This is a genomic window from Paraburkholderia piptadeniae, from assembly GCF_900007165.1.
In the GTDB taxonomy this organism is placed as follows: Bacteria; Pseudomonadota; Gammaproteobacteria; order Burkholderiales; family Burkholderiaceae; genus Paraburkholderia; species Paraburkholderia piptadeniae.
Genome location: NZ_CYGY02000020.1, coordinates 19,685 through 39,189, shown reverse-complemented (window position 1 = coordinate 39,189; position 19,505 = coordinate 19,685). Strand labels below are relative to the sequence as shown.

At 63.8% G+C, this 19,505-nt stretch carries 17 protein-coding genes; 9 read left to right on the top strand and 8 right to left on the bottom strand.

The window, feature by feature from the left end; genetic code table 11:
- Positions 1-403: 403 nt before the first annotated feature.
- The gene (gene ispH, locus BN2476_RS09020; RefSeq protein ID WP_087733806.1) at positions 404-1,363 is read right to left on the bottom strand and encodes a 4-hydroxy-3-methylbut-2-enyl diphosphate reductase; all 960 of its coding nucleotides are present in this window, start codon (positions 1,361-1,363) and stop codon (positions 404-406) included.
- A gap of 2 nt (positions 1,364-1,365) precedes the next feature.
- Complete coding sequence (locus BN2476_RS09015; protein ID WP_087733805.1) at positions 1,366-1,821, bottom strand: FKBP-type peptidyl-prolyl cis-trans isomerase; 456 nt, start codon at positions 1,819-1,821, stop codon at positions 1,366-1,368.
- Between the two features lie 273 nt (positions 1,822-2,094).
- Between BN2476_RS09015 and radC the strand changes: the two genes are divergently transcribed.
- The 4 genes from radC to nadB all read left to right on the top strand — a co-directional run bounded on the left by radC (position 2,095) and on the right by nadB (position 5,301).
- A complete protein-coding gene (gene radC, locus BN2476_RS09010) occupies positions 2,095-2,775 on the top strand; it encodes a RadC family protein (RefSeq protein ID WP_438942868.1) in 681 nt (226 codons plus the stop codon).
- A gap of 245 nt (positions 2,776-3,020) precedes the next feature.
- Positions 3,021-3,254, top strand: a complete 234-nt coding sequence (gene rpmB / locus BN2476_RS09005) for a 50S ribosomal protein L28 (protein ID WP_004186391.1) — start codon at positions 3,021-3,023, stop codon at positions 3,252-3,254.
- 10 nt (positions 3,255-3,264) lie between these two features.
- Positions 3,265-3,432, top strand: a complete 168-nt coding sequence (rpmG, locus tag BN2476_RS09000) for a 50S ribosomal protein L33 (RefSeq protein WP_087733803.1) — start codon at positions 3,265-3,267, stop codon at positions 3,430-3,432.
- Positions 3,433-3,702: 270 nt separating this feature from the next.
- On the top strand, positions 3,703-5,301 hold the full coding sequence (gene nadB / locus BN2476_RS08995; protein ID WP_087733802.1) for an L-aspartate oxidase: 1,599 nt from the start codon (positions 3,703-3,705) through the stop codon (positions 5,299-5,301).
- 96 nt (positions 5,302-5,397) lie between these two features.
- Here the strand turns inward: nadB and nadC are convergent, their stop codons facing one another.
- The 6 genes from nadC to purN all read right to left on the bottom strand — a co-directional run bounded on the left by nadC (position 5,398) and on the right by purN (position 12,324).
- The gene (gene nadC, locus BN2476_RS08990) at positions 5,398-6,300 is read right to left on the bottom strand and encodes a carboxylating nicotinate-nucleotide diphosphorylase (protein ID WP_087733801.1); all 903 of its coding nucleotides are present in this window, start codon (positions 6,298-6,300) and stop codon (positions 5,398-5,400) included.
- Positions 6,300-7,430 carry a quinolinate synthase NadA gene (gene nadA, locus BN2476_RS08985; RefSeq protein WP_087733800.1) on the bottom strand — a complete coding sequence of 377 codons (1,131 nt, stop codon included), beginning with the start codon at positions 7,428-7,430 and terminating at the stop codon, positions 6,300-6,302. Before nadA ends, nadC begins: the two co-directional genes overlap by 1 nt.
- Before the next feature lie 130 nt (positions 7,431-7,560).
- Complete coding sequence (locus BN2476_RS08980) at positions 7,561-8,757, bottom strand: DesA family fatty acid desaturase (RefSeq protein ID WP_087733853.1); 1,197 nt, start codon at positions 8,755-8,757, stop codon at positions 7,561-7,563.
- A gap of 207 nt (positions 8,758-8,964) precedes the next feature.
- Entirely contained in the window at positions 8,965-10,323 is a 1,359-nt protein-coding gene (locus BN2476_RS08975; RefSeq protein ID WP_087733799.1) for a mechanosensitive ion channel family protein, read from the bottom strand.
- 79 nt (positions 10,324-10,402) lie between these two features.
- Positions 10,403-11,662, bottom strand: coding sequence for an RsmB/NOP family class I SAM-dependent RNA methyltransferase (locus BN2476_RS08970; RefSeq protein WP_087733798.1), 1,260 nt, complete (start codon positions 11,660-11,662; stop codon positions 10,403-10,405).
- Positions 11,659-12,324, bottom strand: a complete 666-nt coding sequence (gene purN, locus BN2476_RS08965) for a phosphoribosylglycinamide formyltransferase (RefSeq protein WP_087733797.1) — start codon at positions 12,322-12,324, stop codon at positions 11,659-11,661. The genes BN2476_RS08970 and purN overlap by 4 nt, the downstream gene beginning before the upstream one ends.
- A 119-nt stretch (positions 12,325-12,443) precedes the next feature.
- Here purN and BN2476_RS08960 point away from each other — a divergent pair, with 119 nt between their 5' ends.
- The 5 genes from BN2476_RS08960 (at position 12,444) to BN2476_RS08940 (ending at position 19,455) form a co-directional block, all read left to right on the top strand.
- Positions 12,444-13,436, top strand: a complete 993-nt coding sequence (locus BN2476_RS08960) for a bifunctional riboflavin kinase/FAD synthetase (protein ID WP_087733796.1) — start codon at positions 12,444-12,446, stop codon at positions 13,434-13,436.
- A gap of 211 nt (positions 13,437-13,647) precedes the next feature.
- Positions 13,648-16,485 (top strand): isoleucine--tRNA ligase, encoded by a 2,838-nt coding sequence (ileS, locus tag BN2476_RS08955; protein ID WP_087733795.1) that lies wholly within the window; start codon positions 13,648-13,650, stop codon positions 16,483-16,485.
- Positions 16,485-16,985, top strand: coding sequence for a signal peptidase II (gene lspA, locus BN2476_RS08950; protein ID WP_087733794.1), 501 nt, complete (start codon positions 16,485-16,487; stop codon positions 16,983-16,985). The genes ileS and lspA overlap by 1 nt, the downstream gene beginning before the upstream one ends.
- A 177-nt stretch (positions 16,986-17,162) precedes the next feature.
- Positions 17,163-18,374: a bifunctional phosphopantothenoylcysteine decarboxylase/phosphopantothenate--cysteine ligase CoaBC gene (gene coaBC / locus BN2476_RS08945; RefSeq protein ID WP_087733793.1), complete on the top strand. Its 1,212-nt coding sequence runs from the start codon at positions 17,163-17,165 to the stop codon at positions 18,372-18,374.
- Between the two features lie 76 nt (positions 18,375-18,450).
- Entirely contained in the window at positions 18,451-19,455 is a 1,005-nt protein-coding gene (locus tag BN2476_RS08940; RefSeq protein WP_087733792.1) for an LLM class flavin-dependent oxidoreductase, read from the top strand.
- Positions 19,456-19,505 lie beyond the last annotated feature (50 nt).

Below are 19,505 nucleotides of genomic sequence, written 5' to 3'. Positions count from 1 at the left end.
TCGGGATCTCTAGCACATGCGGATTGCAACCCGGTTGCGCCATATTTTCGCGCACCAGTTGCACCATGAATGTCGCTCCGCAACATCAGTTGTTGCATCGACGGCGCTGTGAGCCCTATGGAGCGGACTTCGACACAAGGAAGCCTTGCGGCGAATCACGCATCTGAAAATTCACCGAATCGGTGCGACCAATCTGCCGGCTGATCGTTCGTCTGATGTAAAACGGGGCGCGATCATCCATTTCAGGGCAAAATACGCCCCAAAAATCAAAAAGAATGTGCGTGCCGACACCGTGCAACTCTCGTTTTTCTGTGATGCGGCACCGTTTTATGGGCGATTTCCGGGCCTGGCCGATACAAAAAAAGCGCGCCCATGGCGCGCTTTTTCGATTGGGGTCGGTTCGTTAGGCCGGCAATCCGAGGCCGCGCGGCAGCGGAAAAGCGATGTTTTCCTCTATGCCTTCTAGCGCGCGCACGCTGCGCACGCCGAGTTCGCGCAGACGGCCGATCACAGCCTGCGCCAGCGCCTCCGGCGCCGATGCGCCAGCCGTCACGCCGATGCGGCGCTTGTCCGCAACCCAGGCGGGATCGATCTGATCGGGCGAATCCACCATATAGGCAGGCACACCGAGTTTCTCAGCGAGTTCGCGTAGCCGGTTGGAATTCGAACTGTTCGGGCTGCCGACGACGATCACGACGTCGCATTGCGGCGCCATGAACTTGACGGCATCCTGGCGGTTCTGCGTCGCATAGCAGATGTCCTGCTTCTTCGGCTCCTTGATGTCCGGATACTTCGCCTTCAACGCGGCGATGATCTGCGCGGCGTCGTCGACGGACAGCGTCGTTTGCGTCACATAGGCGATGCGCTGCGGATCGGCGAGTTGCAGCGCCTGCACGTCCTCGATGTCTTCGACGAGATACATGCCTTCGCCCGTCTGCCCCATCGTGCCTTCGACTTCCGGATGACCCTTGTGGCCGATCATCACGATGTCGAAGCCTTCCGCGCGCATCTTCGCGACTTCGATGTGCACCTTCGTGACGAGCGGACAAGTCGCGTCGTACACGCGCAGCCCGCGCTCTTCGGCCTCGGCGCGCACCGCCTTCGACACGCCGTGCGCACTGAAGATCACCGTGCTGCCCGCGGGCACTTCTTCGAGCTGCTCGATGAAAATCGCGCCCTTCTTGCGCAGGTCTTCGACGACATACGCGTTATGAACGATTTCGTGACGCACGTAGATTGGCGAACCGTACAGCTTGATGGCGCGTTCGACGATCTCGATCGCCCGGTCGACGCCGGCGCAAAATCCGCGCGGTTGCGCAAGCAGGATTTCAGCTTCGGCGAGAGTCGTGTCCGTGATGCTCATGTTTACAGGATCCCGATGATTTTTACTTCGAACGTCAGCGCCTGGCCGGCGAGCGGATGGTTGAAATCGAAGAGAGCCGAGGTTTCGCCGACTTCCTTGAGTACGCCGGCGTAGCGGCCGCCACCCGGCGCATTGAATTCGACGAGATCGCCGGGAGAAAAATCCTCCCCGATCATGCTGTTTTCACGCAGCGTGGCCAGCGATACGCGCTGAATCATTTCAGGATTGCGCGGACCGAATGCCTGGCCCGGCTCTAGCTGAAAGGTCGAATGGTGCCCCGCCTTCAGGCCCAGCAGAATGTCTTCCAGCGGCTGCGCCAGTTGGCCGGCGCCCAGCAGCAGCGTGGCGGGCTTGTCGTTGAAGGTGCTGACGATCTCGGCGCCATCGGCGAGCAAAAGCCGGTAGTGAAGCGTGACGTGCGAACCGGGTTTCACTTCGGAGATGTCGATGATGCTCATGCGGTACTCATTCAGTCGTGGCGCGCGGCGCAGGGCGCGGCGGCAGGGGTCGCGCGCATGGCAGGCCGTCTGGCGCCGTGCGCAAAGGTTCTATTGTAAGCCACATATCCCGAGCCGGCTGGAACGCGGCTGCGCGGCGCGTCGTCGCCGCTCCACTGAATCACGGAGGACCTTGCCATGAACGATCCGATAGTCATCCCGCTCAACAAGGCGGAGAAACCCTCCGTTCGCCGCCCCGCGCCCTTGCCGGCGCCCGTTTCGGCGTCCGTGCCCATGTCCGTGTCTGCACCCGCATGGCCGCTGCGGGACATGCCGCGCGAACGGATGCTCGACGCGGGCGCGGCGGCGCTGTCCGATACGGAACTGGTCGCGCTCGTGCTGGGCTCCGGGCTGCCCGGACATAATGTCTTCGACGTCGCGCGCTCGCTGCTGCAGCGCTTCGGCTCACTGCGCGCGATGCTCGACGCGACGCCCGAGGATCTCAACGGCGTGCGCGGCGTCGGCCCCGCCAAGCGGGCGCAGTTGCTGGCCATCATGGAGCTGGCGCGGCGCGCGCTCGCGGAGAAGATACGCGAGCGCCCATTGATCGATTCCCCGGAAGCAGTCGAAGACTATTTGCGGCTGCTGATCGGCTCGCGGCCTTATGAGGTGTTCATTTGCCTGTTTCTGGACACACGCCACCGGCTGATCCGCTCGGAGGAGAATTCGCGCGGCTCGCTCACCCGCATGGCCGTGTATCCGCGCGAAATCGTGCGGCGGGCGCTGTCGGTGAATGCGGCGAGCCTGATCGTCGCGCATAATCACCCCTCCGGCGCCGTCAAGCCAAGCGCCAGCGACCGGCAGCTCACGCGGGTGCTGCGCGATACCCTCGCGCTCATCGACGTGCAACTGATCGACCATCTGGTGATCGGCGCGAACGACACGTTCTCGTTTGCCCGCGCAGGCTGGCCGTGACCTACGGAACAGTGGACGCCAAGCGCAGATACCGTTGCGCGACCGCCAGCCGTCTCCAAATAAGGTTTGATTTTGCGGCTCTTTTTCTGCTAGACTCTCGGTTTGCCTCTTTCCAACCCTGTTCCGAAGCCACCAAGGCCTTTCCGGAAAGCAAGTGATTGAAGTCGGCTACGGCTCGGTCCTCTAGTTTTCTTGGGAAACTTCACGGCGTTCGAACTCAGAATTAGCGTATTAGGAGTGCTCTCATGGCACGCGTATGCCAAGTAACTGGGAAAGCGCCGATGAGCGGCAACAACGTTTCCCACGCGAACAACAAGACCAAGCGTCGTTTTCTCCCGAATCTGCAAAACCGCCGTTTCTGGGTTGAAAGCGAAAACCGTTGGGTGCGCCTGCGCGTCTCGAACGCCGGTCTGCGCCTGATCGACAAGAACGGTATCGACTCGGTGCTCGCAGACCTGCGCGCACGTGGCGAAGCCTAAGGAGTAAATCATGGCCAAAGGCGCACGCGACAAGATCAAGCTGGAATCGACCGCTGGTACGGGTCACTTCTACACGACCACGAAGAACAAGCGCAACATGCCGGAAAAGATGGAGATCAAGAAGTTCGATCCCGTCGTTCGCAAGCATGTGGCGTACAAGGAAACGAAGATCAAGTAATCCGGTTTCCAGCCTGTTGACGACGAAAAGCCCCGCTTTACGCGGGGCTTTTTGTTTCTTGGCGCTTCCCTCTCCTGCCTTCTGACGCCGATTGCCGCTCTTTCCTGTCGGCGTCGCCGACGGTCTGCATCCCTTCCGCCGCGCGCAATAGACTTCGCGATTCGACCAGCTTTCCCTTGACGGCTGCAACGCGTATGCTCTTCGGTTTCCCAATCGAATGGCTGCGGCGGTGTCCACCGCACCAGCCACGCAATACGACGGAGAGAGGAGATGAATTTCGATGTAGCGATTGTCGGCAGCGGGCTCGCCGGCTTGACCGTCGCGCTCAATCTCGCGCAGACGCGTCGCGTCGCCGTGGTCGCCAAACGTTCGCTGACCGACGGCGCGAGCGACTGGGCGCAAGGCGGCATCGCGGCCGTGCTCGATTCGGCGGACAGCACGGAGAATCACGTCGATGACACGCTGATCGCCGGCGGCGGGTTGTGCGACGAAGCCGCGACGCGCTTTATCGTCGAACATGGCCGCGAGGCCATCCAGTGGCTGATCGACCAAGGCGTGCCGTTCACGAAAGACGACGCGGCCGAGCTCGGCTTCCATCTGACGCGTGAAGGCGGCCACAGCCATCGCCGCATCATTCACGCGGCGGACGCTACAGGCCATGCCGTCGTCGCGACGCTGAGCGAACGCGTGCGGCATCATCCGAACATCACGCTGCTCGAAGATCACTACGCGATCGATCTGATCACGTCGGACCGCCTGGGCATGCCGGGACGCCGCTGCCACGGCCTCTATGCGCTCGATCTGGCGAGCGGCCGCACGGTCACGATCGAGGCACCGCACACCGTGCTCGCGACGGGCGGCGCCGGCAAGGTTTATCTCTACACGACAAATCCCGATACCGCGACGGGCGATGGCATCGCAATGGCCTGGAGAGCCGGGTGCCGCGTGTCGAACATGGAATTCATCCAGTTTCATCCGACGTGCCTGTTCCACCCATACGCGAAGTCGTTTCTGATTTCGGAAGCGGTGCGTGGCGAAGGCGGCATCCTCAAGCTGCCCGACGGCACGCGTTTCATGCCCGCCCACGACGAACGCGCCGAACTGGCGCCGCGCGATATCGTCGCGCGCGCGATCGACTTCGAGATCAAGAAGCGCGGCATCGACTGCGTATATCTCGACATCAGCCACCAGCCGGCCGAATTCCTACGTGAGCATTTTCCGACGATTCTCGCGCGGTGCCTGGAATTCGGCATCGACATTACGAAAGAGCCGATTCCCGTCGTGCCGGCGGCTCATTACACCTGTGGCGGCGTCGTAACGGATCTCGCCGGGCGCACGGACCTGACGGGGCTCTATGCCGTCGGCGAGACGTCGTGCACCGGCTTGCACGGCGCAAACCGGCTCGCGAGCAATTCGCTGCTCGAGTGTCTCGTGATAGGCCGGTCGGCCGCGCAGGCTATCGAGGAAGAAGGCTTTGGCGCGGCCGTGCACGCTCCGCTGCCCGATTGGGACGAGAGCCGCGTGTCCGATCCCGATGAGGAGGTGGTCGTCGCGCACAACTGGGACGAGTTGCGCCGCCTGATGTGGAATTACGTCGGCATAGTGCGCACGGACAAGCGCCTTGCGCGCGCGCGGCACCGGATTGCGCTGCTGCGCGACGAGATCCACGAGTACTACGCGAACTTCAAGGTGAGCCGCGATCTGCTCGAACTGCGCAACCTGGTCGACGTAGCCTCGCTGATCGTCGATAGCGCGCGTTCGCGGCGCGAGAGCCGCGGGCTGCATTACAGCCGCGACTGGCCGAACTCGTTGCCCAAGGCGCTGCCGACCGTGCTGTCCCCGGAGCGCGTGCCCAATCGGAACGTGTAGCGCATTTCATGTTCGCCACTGTTGACCAGTAAAGCGAAACGGCCATCTCCCGTAAATCGGGTGATGGCCGTTTGCTTTCCGGCACCAGTTACGCAGTCACACGATGCGCATCGAAAAGTCGATCGCGCGCACGTCCTTCGTCAGCGAGCCGACCGAGATGCGGTCGACACCCGTCTCCGCGAACTGTCGGATCGTATCGAAGTTCACGCCGCCCGATACTTCGAGCACCGCGCGGCCGGCCGTGATACGCACCGCTTCGCGCATCATGTCCAGCGAGAAGTTGTCGAGCAGAACCGACTGCGCGCCATGCGCGAGCGCCGACGCCAGCTGCTCGAGCGTTTCGACTTCGATCTGGATCGGGACGCCCGCGTTCAGCGCAAGGGCCGCGTTCATCGCCGCGCCGACGCCGCCCGCCGCTGCGATGTGATTCTCCTTGATCAGAATGCCGTCATAGAGCGCGAGCCGCTGGTTCGCGCCGCCACCGACGCGCACTGCGTACTTTTGCGCGAGACGCAGCCCCGGCAGCGTCTTGCGCGTGTCGAGCACGCGTGCGCGCGTATGCGCGATCGCGTCGGCGAATCTACGCGTCGCGCTCGCGACACCCGACAGCATCTGCAGAAAGTTGAGACCGTTGCGCTCGGCGGTGAGCAGGGCGCGAGCCGGACCGCGCAACGTGCATACGACGGAATCCGTCGCCATGAGGTCGCCCTCGCGATACCGCGATTGCACGTCGATACGCGGATCGACACGGCGCATCACTTCGTTGAACCATGGCACGCCGCACAACACTGCCTGTTCGCGCACGATGATGCGCGCGTCGCGCATCTCGTCGGCGGGAACGAGCAGGCCCGTCAGATCGCCTGTGCCGACGTCCTCTGCAAGCGCATCGCTGACGTTGCGCGCGATCGCCACATCGAGTGCCTCGCCGTACTGCGCACGGATTTCCGCGAAAAGCGGCGACACCGCGTCCCTCAACTCCATCGATTCATTCGCGCCCATCACGCCGCTCCGACATTCGAGAACAGCGCCGTATCGCGCGCGAGATCGCCGCTTGCCTGCACGCGCTTCTTGTGACGCGCAGCGAAATCAAGCATGCGGTCGATCGGCAGACGCGCACGCTCGCCGATGGACGGATCGACGAAGATTTCGTTGTGGCCGCGCTCCAACACCTCGGCGAGATTGCGCAAGCCGTTCATCGCCATCCACGGACAATGCGCGCAACTCTTGCACGTCGCGCTGCTGCCGGCCGTCGGCGCTTCGATGAAGGTCTTGCCGGGTGCCGCGAGACGCATCTTGTGCAGAATGCCCAGGTCGGTGGCGACGATGAAGTGCGTCGCGTCGCTGTTCTTCGCTGCGTCGATCAGTTGCGTGGTCGACCCCACGACATCCGCCTGCGCAACGACGCTTTCCGGCGACTCCGGATGCACGAGCACTTTCGCGTGCGGATACTCGGCGCGCACCAGATCGAGCTCGACGCCCTTGAACTCGTCGTGCACGAGACACGAGCCTTGCCACAGCAGCATGTCGGCGCCCGTCTTCTTCTGGATATAGGCGCCCAGGTGCCGGTCCGGCGCCCAGATGATCTTTTCGCCGCGCGCGTGCAGATCCGCGACGATTTCCAGCCCGATCGACGACGTCACCATCCAGTCGGCGCGCGCCTTCACTGCGGCGCTGGTATTCGCATAGACGACGACCGTGCGGTCCGGATGCGCATCGCAGAACGCAGAAAATTCGTCGACTGGGCAACCGAGATCGAGCGAGCAGGTTGCATCCAGATCGGGCATCAGAATGCGCTTGTTTGGACTGAGAATCTTCGCGGTCTCGCCCATGAAACGCACGCCAGCGACAACCAGCGTTTGTGCATCGTGATCGCGTCCGAAACGCGCCATTTCCAGCGAATCGGCCACGCAGCCGCCCGTTTCGTCCGCCAGTTCCTGCAACTCCGCATCGACGTAGTAGTGCGCAACGAGCACCGCTTTCTCACGCTTGAGCAACCCGCGAATACGCTCCTTCAGCGCGACCCGCTCCTGCGCGGAGGGTGCCTCTGGCACTTTCGCCCAAGCCTGGCCGACGCCGCAGGCCGCGCCTTGCGGACGGTCGTATTCGACGCTCCTGATCGCCTGATTCATGATCTCCTCTGCCCTGCTGAATCCGCCGCCGACAGCCTTCAGTGGTGCAATTCCGGCGGCCCAAAAAAGCAAAACCCCGCCAACGCGGGGTTTTGTGACGTAACGAAAGTTTAATGGATTTCGTCGGGGATCATGCGTAGCGACGCAGGCGCATCGCAAATTCCTGCAGGGCCTTGATGCCGCTTTGTTCGGCGCGATGGCACCAATCCTGCAATTGCACCAGCAGTTGCTCGCGCGACGCGTTCGAACGCTCCCACATCTGCGACAGTTCGTTGCGCAGTTCGATGTACGTGCGCAATTTCTGGCTGTTCGCGAAAATCTGCGGAAGCTGACGGCGCTGCGGCTCGTCCAGACCTGCTTCTTCCTTGTGGAACCACTTGCGGGCGCCGCGCATCAGCTGATACTTCTCGCGTGCCCCCATTTCCTTCAGATGCGCGAGTTCCTGACGGTACGCGCGCTTGATCGCCTTTGCGTATCGCGCCATCACTTCGTAACGGTTCGCGAGCACGGCCTGCAACGTGTCCTGGTCGAGCACGAGCTTGCCAGTGGTCAGACGGGGCGTTGGCGCGAGCTTCTTCACCTTGGCAAGACGGAACGCCGACATGATGCGGATGTACATCCAGCCGATATCGAACTCGTACCACTTGTTCGACAGCTTGGCCGACGTCGCATACGTGTGGTGATTGTTGTGCAGCTCTTCGCCGCCGATGATGATGCCCCACGGGAACAGATTCGTGCTCGCATCTGCCGAGTTGAAGTTGCGATAACCCCAGAAGTGTCCGAGGCCGTTCACAACGCCAGCTGCCCAGAACGGAATCCAGATCATCTGCACGGCCCACACGGTCAGACCGACGATGCCGAACAGCGCCACGTCGATCACCATCATCAAGCTCACGCCGAGGATCGGGTACTTCGTGTAGACGTTGCGCTCGATCCAGTCGTTTGGCGTGCCGTGACTGAACTTGCGCATCGTCTCTTCATTCTTCGCTTCAGCGCGGTACAGCTCCGCGCCTTCGAGCAGCACCTTCCAGATGCCGCGCGTCTGCGGGCTGTGCGGATCGTCTTCGGTTTCGCACTTCGCGTGGTGCTTGCGGTGAATCGCGGCCCACTGGCCCGTCAGCATGCCCGTGGTCATCCACAGCCAGAAGCGGAAAAAGTGGCTCGCGATGGGGTGCAAGTCCAGTGCGCGGTGCGCCTGGCAGCGGTGCAGATAGACAGTGACGCCGATGATCGTCACGTGCGTGACGGCGAGCGCCCACAACGCGATTTGCCACCACGAAAAACGCAACGCGCCGTGCGCGAGGAAATCAAGCAGGGAATTCAGCAAGGCCATTTACCTGGGAATGGAAGACATGCGCGGAAGGATACAACGGCGAATGTCAAGAAAGTGAAAGCAAGCAAACTGTTTTGGACGATATTTTACGCGAACCGTTCCAAGTGTCTGTAACAAAAAAGAAAATTGTTGTGTTGCATCAACCGGACGTTTCCCGATATTGGTCTGGAAACGTCCGGTTGCTATCCGCGGAGGCGCCTTTCAGGCCGCGCTGCCGGGTTCGTTCGCCGCGCGCCCGGCAGTCGTTGTGACTGCCTGCGGCATGATGTCGCTTGGGCTGGTGACGATGCGCACGTCGCGCTGCGCATAGGGAATCGAGATGCCGCTTTCCGTGAAGAGCCGCCAGATATTGCGGTTCACGTTCGAACGCACGCCGGCCGTGCCCGTGGCCGCATCTTCGATCCAGTAGCCGAGCTCCAGATTGATGCCGTCCGGGCCGAACCCTGCGAGTAAAGGCGTCGGCTTCGGTTCCTGCAGCACGCGCTCGACGCCGTGCGTGGCCTCGACCAGCAGCGCCATCGCCTTTTCGACATCCGTCGAATACGCCACCTGCACAGCTGCCTTCGCGTTGCCGCGCGTCAAATACGACGACTGGTTCTGCACGACGTCGGTGATCAGCTTTTCGTTCGGAATCAGCGTTTCGATGCCGTCGAGCCCTCGCACCACCGTATAGCGCGTGCGGATCTGCGTGACCATGCCTTGCAGGCCGCTGACGTTGATCGTGTCGCCGATGCGCAGCGACCGGTCGATCAGGATGATGAAGCCCGACACGTAATTGCTCGCGATCTTCTGCAAGCCGAAACCGAGGCCGACGCCGAGCGCCCCGCCGAACACGCCGAGCACCGTCACGTCGATCCCGACCAGCGACAGGCTGATGAGCACCGCCGCGAGGATCAGCAGCGCGCGTCCGACGCGCGACAGCACCACTTTCAGGTTCGCGTCGAGCGAGCGCGAACGCATCAGCTTGTCTTCGAGCGCCGCGCCGAGCCACATTGCGACGATCATCGTCACGCACACCCACAGCAACCCCGACAGCAGCGAGAGCAGCGTCAGATGGGTATTGGCGAGGCGAAACTGCACGCTCGCCATCCACTTCAGCACGTCGCTCTGGATGCCCATTACAGTGAGCACCATGCCGACCCAGACGATCAGCGACACGAGCTTTTCGACCAGCGACAGCCACGTATGCGTGCTGCCGTCGCGTCCGAACACGCGACGCGCGAGATAGAACACGATGTAGATCAGCCCGATGCCGAAGAGCGGCACCATCGCGAGCTCGAGCAGCGACGTATGGATGAACTGCCCCGTAATCGCCTGCGAGATCCACACGAGAATGCCGCCGAGCAGCGGGAACAGCGCGCGATTGAGCGCCTCCGCGCCGAAGCGCAGCGCGCCGTAACGGGTTTCGCGCTGCGCATCGAGCGCGCGGCGCGCGACGCGCGCGAGCACCCACGCGAGCGCCAGCGCGCCCAGCAGCACGCCGAGCTGCCACAGAATGACGGGCTGGCCGAAGTCGCGCACGACATCGCCCAGCGTGTGGAACAAAAGATGGTTTTGCATGATGTTTCCTGCAGCCGGCGCAGCGCTGACGCGTGCGCCGGCGGGACCGCGTCAGTCCCGGCCGGTCGCGCGACCGGCCTTATCCACGGCGCTCGAGCACGGCGGCAAAGAAGCCATCCGTCGAATGACGGTGCGGCCACAGCGAAAGGAAGTCGCCCATTTCCAGATCGATACGCTGCTCGGCGAGCACGTCGCGCGCGGGCACCAGCTCGAAATCGGGATGATCCGCGAGAAACTGCTGCACGATGCCTTCGTTTTCCGCTTCGAGAATGCTGCACGTCGCGTAGACGAGCCGCCCGCCCTTCTTCACGAGACGCGCCGCGCTTGTCAGGATCGACAACTGCTTCGGCGTCAGCTCGGCGATCGATTCCGGCGACTGGCGCCATTTCAGATCGGGATTGCGGCGCAACGTGCCTAGACCACTGCACGGCGCATCGACCAGCACGCGGTCGATCTTGCCCGCAAGGCGCTTGATCTTCGCGTCGTGTTCGCTGTCGATCAGCACGGGGTTCACGTTCGACAGGCCGCTGCGCGCAAGGCGCGGCTTGAGCTTGGCAAGGCGGCGCTCGGAAATGTCGAATGCATAGAGACGGCCCGTCGAGCGCATCATCGCGCCGAGCGCCAGCGTCTTGCCGCCCGCGCCCGCGCAGAAGTCGACGACCATCTCGCCGCGCTTCGGCGCCACCAGCGCGCACAGCAACTGGCTGCCCTCGTCCTGCACTTCGAGCCAGCCGTTCTGGAACGCGTCGAGCTTCGACAGCGGCGGCTTGCCAACTACACGCACGCCGAGCGGCGCATAGGGCGTGGCGCCCGCCTCGATGCCCGCCTTCGACAGCGCGTCCAGCACTTCATCGCGGCTCGCCTTGATCGGATTCGCGCGCAGATCCAGAGGCGCCGGATAGTTCAGCGCGGCGGCCAGATGTGAGAGCTCCTCGGCTTCGAACCGCGTGCCGAGCGCCTGGCAGATCCAGTCCGGCAGATTCAGACGAGTGCGCAGCGGCAGGCTTTGCGGATCGACCTTCGACACATGCTCGAGCCACACGCCTTCCGCGTCGGAGACGAACGGCTTCAGCGCCGTCCGGCCCGCCGTCTGCATCAGTCCGAGCAGCGCGAGACGCCGGGCAGGACTGCCGGTTCCGCTTTCCGCCAGATGCGCGAATTCCATCCGCCGACGCAACACCGCAAACACCGCTTCCGCGATCACACCGCGCTCGCCATGGCCGAGCTTCGGATGCGCGCGGAAAAACCGGCTGGTCGTCGCATCCGCGGGGCCGGTGAACTTAAGGACGTCCGCGAGCAGTGTCTCGGTTTGTCCGATCAGAAATCCATGCAGTCTCATGCAGCCTCCCCGGCAGCGTTCTGGCTTGCTGTGTCAACGAAGAGCCACTGAGGCTCGGGCGGCGTCACCGCGACGCGAAGGCCATCGAGCGCGATGCGCCCTTCGACGAACCAGCGCACCGCGCGCGGATAGATCACGTGCTCGGTTTTGAGCACGCGCGAGGCGAGCGTCGCGGCGTCGTCGCCGGCAAGCACGGGCACCGCCGATTGGACGACGATCGGCCCATGATCCAGCTGCGAGGTGACAAAATGCACCGATGCGCCGTGCAGCCGCACGCCGGCGTCGAGCGCCTGCTGATGCGTCTTGAGGCCCGGAAAGCTCGGCAGGAGCGACGGATGCACGTTGAGCATGCGTCCCGCATAGCGATCGACGAAACCGTTCGTCAGGACACGCATGAAGCCGGCGAGCACGACGAGGTCGGGTTTGAAACCGTCGATTTCGCGCGCGAGCGCCGCATCGAAGGTTTCGCGGTCGGGAAACTGGCGGTGGTCGACGACCGCCGTCGCAATGCCTTGCGACGCCGCGAACGCAAGCCCGGCGGCGTCTGGACGGTTAGCAATCACGGCGGCGATCCGCGCCGGCCAGCCTTCGCTCGCGCAGGCGCGTACGATGGCTTCCATGTTGCTGCCCCGTCCGGAAATCAGAATGACGAGATTTTTCATCCGCGGATTTTATCATTCGGCAACCGCCAATCCGCGCTGCGGCGCCGTGCGTGGCCCTGTGCGTTTATAATCGATTGTTTTGCGGCATCTGGCCCGCTCAAATCCCATCGCCCGCTATTGTGAGAGTCTTTCGCGGTCTTCCCAATGCCGAGAGCCGTGCGCCTTGCGCGCTGACCATCGGCAATTTCGACGGTGTCCACCGCGGGCATCAGGCATTGCTCGCCCGTGTCCGCGCCGCCGCAGACGCGCGCGGCCTGCCCGTCTGCGTGATGACCTTCGAGCCGCACCCGCGTGAGTTCTTCAGTCCCGCGAGCGCGCCGCCGCGCATCGCAATGCTGCGCGACAAGCTCGAAGCACTGCGCATGAACGGCGTCGATCGCGTGGTCGTCGAGCATTTCAACCACACGTTCGCGAGCCAGTCGCCGGATGCGTTCGTCGAAAGGATCATTGTCAACGGCTTGCATGCTCGCTGGGTGATGATCGGCGACGACTTTCGCTACGGCGCCAGGCGCGCCGGCGATTTCGCATCGCTCAAGGCGGCGGGCGAGCAGTACGGCTTCGAAGTCGAGCAGATGGCGACCGTCGCCGACCCGTCCGGTGCGCGCATTTCGAGTTCCGGCGTGCGCGCGTCGCTGGTGTCGGGCGATCTCGACGCGGCGCGCGCTGCGCTCGGCCGCGACTATCTGATCAGCGGCCACGTCGTGCACGGGCTGAAGCTCGGCCGCGATCTCGGTTTTCCCACGCTGAATCTGCCGATCGCGCACAAGCGTCCGGCGCCGTCGGGCATTTTCATCGTGCGCGTGCATGGCATCGAAGACAAGCCGTTGCCGGGCGTCGCGAGCCTCGGCTTGCGTCCGACCGTCGACGATTCCGGCCGCGTGCTGCTCGAAGTGCATTTGCTCGACTGGCACGGCGATGCGTACGGCAAGCTGGTGCGCGTCGAGTTTCTGAAGAAGCTGCGCGACGAGGAAAAATTCGTCGACCTCGAAACGCTGACGGCCGCGATCGCGCGCGACGTCACCCATGCCCGCGCGTGGTTCGAAGCAATTGGCGATGCGCCGGGCAGCCGTTCCACGGGTTTCGCCACATCGGCCACCGATCGAATTAGATGACCGACGCGGTACGTGCGCGACGCATCGCATGACGCACGTACCGTCCGCCGCGCATCGAGGGGCGCCGCGCACAGCATGAAGCTTCGACAGCAGCGTGCAATGCAATGGCCCCCGCGTCGTGCGCGACGTCGGGCGCAACGCACCGCGCCCGGCGCCACTCAGGCCTTTCGCGCATGCCGCGCCCTAACACCGTATTCACCGCTACGTCACCATGAGCAACAAGAAAGCCGATTCGAAACCGCAGGCCCGGTATCCCGTCAACCTGCTGGACACGCCCTTCCCGATGCGCGGCGACCTGCCCAGGCGCGAGCCGCAATGGGTCAAGGACTGGCAGGAACGCAAGGTCTACGAGACGATCCGTTCTGCCTCCAAGGGGCGCCAGAAGTTCGTGCTGCACGACGGCCCGCCGTATGCGAACGGCGACATCCACCTCGGCCACGCAGTGAACAAGATCCTGAAGGACATGATCGTCAAGGCGCGCAACATGGCGGGCTTCGACGCCGTCTACGTGCCGGGCTGGGACTGCCACGGCATGCCGATCGAGATCCAGATCGAAAAGCAGTTCGGCAAGTCGCTGCCCGCCGCCGAAGTGATGCAGAAGGCGCGCGCCTACGCGACCGAGCAGATCGAGAAGCAGAAGGCCGGTTTCCGCCGTCTGGGCGTGCTCGGCGACTGGGACAATCCGTACAAGACGATGAACTTCGCGAACGAAGCTGGCGAAATCCGCGCGCTCGCGAAGATCATCGAAAAAGGCTACGTGTTCCGCGGCCTGAAGCCGGTGAACTGGTGCTTCGACTGCGGCTCGGCGCTGGCGGAAGCGGAAGTCGAGTACAAGGACAAGACCGATCCGACCATCGACGTGCTGTTTCCGTTCGCGGACGCCGACAAGACGGCGCAGGCGTTCGGCCTCGCGTCGCTGCCGCGCGACGAGGGCGGCATCGTCATCTGGACGACGACGCCGTGGACGATCCCCGCCAACCAAGCGCTCAACGTGCACCCGGAAATCGCATACGCGCTCGTCGATACGCCGCGCGGCCTGCTGATCCTCGCTGAGGAACGCGTCGAGGCGTGCCTGAAGACGTACGGCTTCGAAGGCCGCGTGATCGCGACCGCGCTCGGCGCGAAGCTCGCGAACGTGCGCTTCACGCACCCGCTCGCGTCCGCGCACCCGGCCTACAAGCGCACGTCGCCCGTCTATCTGGGCGAGTACGTGACGACGGAAACGGGCACGGGCATCGTGCACTCGTCGCCGGCGTATGGCGTCGAAGACTTCATTTCATGCAAGTCGCACGGCATGGCCGACTCGGACATCATCAACCCGGTGATGGGCGACGGCCGCTACATCGAATCGCTCGCGCTGTTCGGCGGCCTGTCGATCTGGGCGGCGAATCCGAAGATCGTCGAAGCGCTCGACGAAGCGGGCACGCTGCTGCGCACCGAAAAGTACGTGCACAGCTACATGCACTGCTGGCGCCACAAGACGCCGATCATCTACCGCGCGACGTCGCAGTGGTTCGCGGGCATGGACATCAAGCCGAACGACAGCGACAAGACGCTGCGCGAAACCGCGCTGGAAGGCATCGAAGCGACGGCGTTCTATCCGTCGTGGGGCAAGCAGCGCCTCTTCGCGATGATCGCGAACCGTCCCGACTGGACGCTGTCGCGCCAGCGCCAATGGGGCGTGCCGATGGCGTTCTTCGTGCACAAGGAAACGGGCGAGCTGCATCCGCGCACGCTGGAGCTGCTCGAAGAAGTCGCGAAGCGCGTGGAAGTGTCGGGCATCGAGGCATGGCAAACGCTCGACCCGCGCGAGCTGATCGGCGACGACGCGAACATGTACGACAAGAACCGCGACACGCTCGACGTGTGGTTCGATTCGGGCACGACGCACTGGCACGTGCTGCGCGGCTCGCACAAGGACGAGCTGCAATTCCCGGCCGATCTGTATCTGGAGGGCTCGGACCAGCATCGCGGCTGGTTCCATTCGTCGCTGCTGACCGCTTCGATGCTCGACGGCCGCCCGCCGTACAACGCGCTGCTCACGCACGGTTTCACCGTCGACGGCGAGGGCCGCAAGATGTCGAAGTCGCTCGGCAACGGCATCGATCCGCATGAAGTCGCGAACCGGCTGGGCGCGGAAATCATCCGTCTGTGGATCGCGTCGACCGACTACTCGGGCGAACTGGCGATCTCCGAGGAAATCCTGAAGCGCGTGACGGAAAGCTATCGGCGCATCCGCAACACGCTGCGCTTCCTGCTCGCGAACCTGTCGGACTTCGACTTCGAGAAGAACGCGCGGCCCGTCAGCGAGTGGCTCGAGATCGACCGTTACGCGGTTGCGCTGACGGCCAATCTGCAAGCCGACATCCTCTCGCACTACGACAGGTACGAGTTCCACCCGGTCGTCGCGAAGCTTCAGACGTTCTGCTCGGAAGACCTGGGCGGCTTCTATCTCGACGTGCTGAAGGACCGCCTGTACACGACGGCGCCCGATTCGAACGCGCGCCGTTCGGCGCAAACCGCGCTGTATCACGTCGCGCAAGGCCTGCTGCGCCTGATGGCGCCTTTCCTGTCGTTCACGGCAGAAGAAGCGTGGAAGGTGTTCCAGCCGCAAAGCGAAACCATCTTCACCGAGACGTATCACGCGTATCCGGAAGTGCCGGACGCGTCCGCGCTGCTCGACAAGTGGACGCTGCTGCGCTCGGTGCGCAGCGACGTGACGAAGGCGCTGGAAGAAGCGCGCGTCGCGAACCAGATCGGCTCGTCGCTGCAGGCGGAAGTAGAAATCCGCGCGAGCGGCGCGCGCCACGATGCGCTCGCGAGCCTCGGCGCCGACCTGAAATTCGTGCTGATCACGTCGGGCGCGACGGTCGTGAAGGTGAACAGCGAAGCGGAAGAAGGCGTCGAGGTGATCACGTCGAAGTACCTGAAGTGCGAGCGCTGCTGGCACTACCGCAAGGAAGTGGGCGAAGACGCCGAGCACCCGACGCTGTGCGGCCGCTGCATCAGCAATCTGTTCGGCAACGGCGAAGCGAGGAGCGCGGCATAATGTCCAGAACGCTGTCGAAATCGACGGGCGGTTCGCTCGCGCCGTGGCTGGGCGTCGCGGTCGTCGTGATCCTGTTCGACCAGTTGACGAAGATCGCGGTGGCGAAGGTGTTTGCATACGGCTCGTCGCATGCGATCGCGCCGTTCTTCAACCTCGTGCTCGTCTACAACCGCGGCGCCGCGTTCAGCTTTCTCGCGATGGCGGGTGGCTGGCAGCGCTGGGCGTTCACCGCGCTGGGCGTCGGGGCAGCGTTGCTGATCTGCTATCTGCTCAAGCGCCACGGCACGCAGAAGCTCTTCTGCACGGCGCTCGCGCTGATCATGGGCGGAGCGATCGGCAACGTGATCGACCGTCTGCTGTACGGCCACGTGATCGACTTCCTCGACTTTCATGTCGGCACGTGGCACTGGCCGGCGTTCAATCTCGCGGATAGCGCGATCACGATCGGCGCGGCGCTGCTCGTGTTCGACGAACTGCGGCGCGTGCGCGGCGCGCGCTGAGCGCCGCGTTTGACTTGAATAACAACAGGCTGCGCGCGGCGCATGTCCGGCCGCACGCAGCGCGGGCCCTCGGCAAAACCATAAGCCGTGCCGCTCGCGATCAGGCAGCAGTCTTGCAGTGCGAAGCCGGCGCGCTTCACCGATGCGTCGGCCATCACGTCTTGTCGGAGGCATCAGTTGGCCACAGAACTCGCCGGAAAACACGTCGTCCTCGGCATGACAGGCGGGATCGCCTGCTACAAGATCGCTGAACTCACGCGCCTTCTGACGAAGGCGGGCGCGACCGTCCAGGTCGCGATGACGGACGCGGCGACGCAATTCATCACCCCCGTCACGATGCAGGCGCTGTCCGGCCGCCCCGTCTACACGAGCCAGTGGGACGCGCGCATTCCGAACAACATGCCGCACATCGATCTGTCGCGTGAAGCCGACGCGATCGTGATCGCCCCCGCCTCCACCGATTTCCTCGCGAAGCTCGCTAACGGCCTGTGCGACGATCTTCTGTCAACGCTCTGCATTGCGCGTGACTGTCCGCTACTCGTCGTGCCCGCGATGAACCGTCAGATGTGGATGAATCCCGCGACGCAGCGCAACGTCGCGCAATTACGCGCGGACGGCATCGAACTGCTCGGGCCGGATTCGGGCGCGCAGGCGTGCGGCGAAGTCGGCGACGGGCGCATGCTCGAACCGGAAGCCGTCTATGAAGCGATCGCGTCGTTTTTCTCGCCGAAAACGCTGACAGGCCGCCGCGTGCTGCTGACGGCCGGACCGACGTTCGAGCCGATCGATCCCGTGCGCGGCATCACGAATCGATCGAGCGGCAAGATGGGCTTCGCGCTCGCGCGCGCGGCGCAACAGGCGGGCGCGGACGTGCATCTCGTCGCCGGGCCCGTCGGCCTGGAGACGCCGTGGGGCGTCTATCGCGAGAACGTGCAGACCGCGCAGCAGATGCACGACGCCGTCATGCGTGCCGTGCCCGACTGCGACATCTTCATCGGCGTGGCGGCCGTCGCGGACTGGCGCGTCGATCATGTCGCCGACCACAAGATCAAGAAGACCGCCGATCGCGCGATCCCGTCGTTCTCCTTCGTCGAGAATCCGGACATCCTGGCGTCGGTCGCGAAGCTGCCGCATCCGCCGTTCTGCGTCGGCTTTGCGGCGGAAAGCGGCGATCTCGACGTGCACGGCGAAGAGAAGCGCAAGCGCAAGAACGTGCCGCTTCTGATCGGCAATCTCGGCCCGCAGACGTTCGGGCTCGACGACAACGAAGTCGTGCTTTTCGAAGCCACCGGCATCACGCGGCTTCCGCGCGCGGACAAGCAGACGCTCGCGCGCGCATTGATCGCGGAAATCGCCAAGCGCCTGCCGGATGCGAACGTGATCGCCTGAGCGTCGCCGCGCTCATCGTGTCATCGCAAATGCTCACGCTCGAATACGATCCTTCAGCCAATGCCATGGTGCTGTCATGACCCTGCTCTCCGTGCTCGACCAGACGCCCGTGATCGACGGGCATAAGGTGTCCGACGCGATTGCCGCGACGGTCGAACTCGCGCAACTCGCCGACGATCTCGGCTACACGCGCTACTGGTGCGCCGAACATCACGGGCTTTCTGGCCTGTCGAACCCGTGTCCGGAGGTGATGCTCGCGCGGCTCGGCAGCGTGACGAAGCGCATCCGCATCGGCTCGGGCGGCATCATGCTGCCGTACTACAGTCCGTTCAAGGTCGCCGAGCAGTTCATGATGCTCGAGGCGCTGTTTCCGAACCGCGTCGATCTGGGCGTCGGACGCGCGCCTGGCGGCGACATGCGCACGGCGCAGGCGGTCGCGGCGGGCGCCTACAACCGCGGCGAACAGTTTGCGCAGCAGGTGGCCGATCTCGTCGCAATGATGGACGGCACGCTGCCTTCCGATCATCTCGGCTACGGCGTGCTGCTGCAGCCGCAGGTCGAAACGTGTCCGCAAATGTGGGTGCTCGGTTCCAGCGATTTCGGCGGGCTGCTGGCGGCGCAACTGGGCATTCGTTTCTCGTTCGCGCATTTCATCAATGCGCATTTCGGACATGCCGTCGCGCAGGCGTATCGCGAGCGTTTCAAACCCGGTCACGAGCAGAAACCGTATCTCGCGGCCGCTGTCTTCGTGATCTGCGCGGACACCGAACGCGAAGCCGCCGACCTCGAAAAGGCCGTCGATCTGCGCCGCGTGCAGATGGCGTACGGTCTCAACGCGCCGATTCCGTCGATCGAACAAGGGCTCGCACAGGAATACGGCGAGCGCGAAGTGCTGGTCATCGACAGGGAAAAGCCGCGCAGCATCATCGGCACGCCGGAGTCGGTGACGGAACGGCTGCATGCGTTGCAGGAACAGTTCGACGCGGACGAACTGATCGTGCTCACCGTCGCGGGCAGCTATCGCGCGCGTCTGCGCTCGTATGAACTGCTTGCCGGGGCGTTCGAACTCGGCAAGTCGTAGAAACATATCCGAATCAACAGACAACGCTACTTCTTCAACCTCTCAACCGA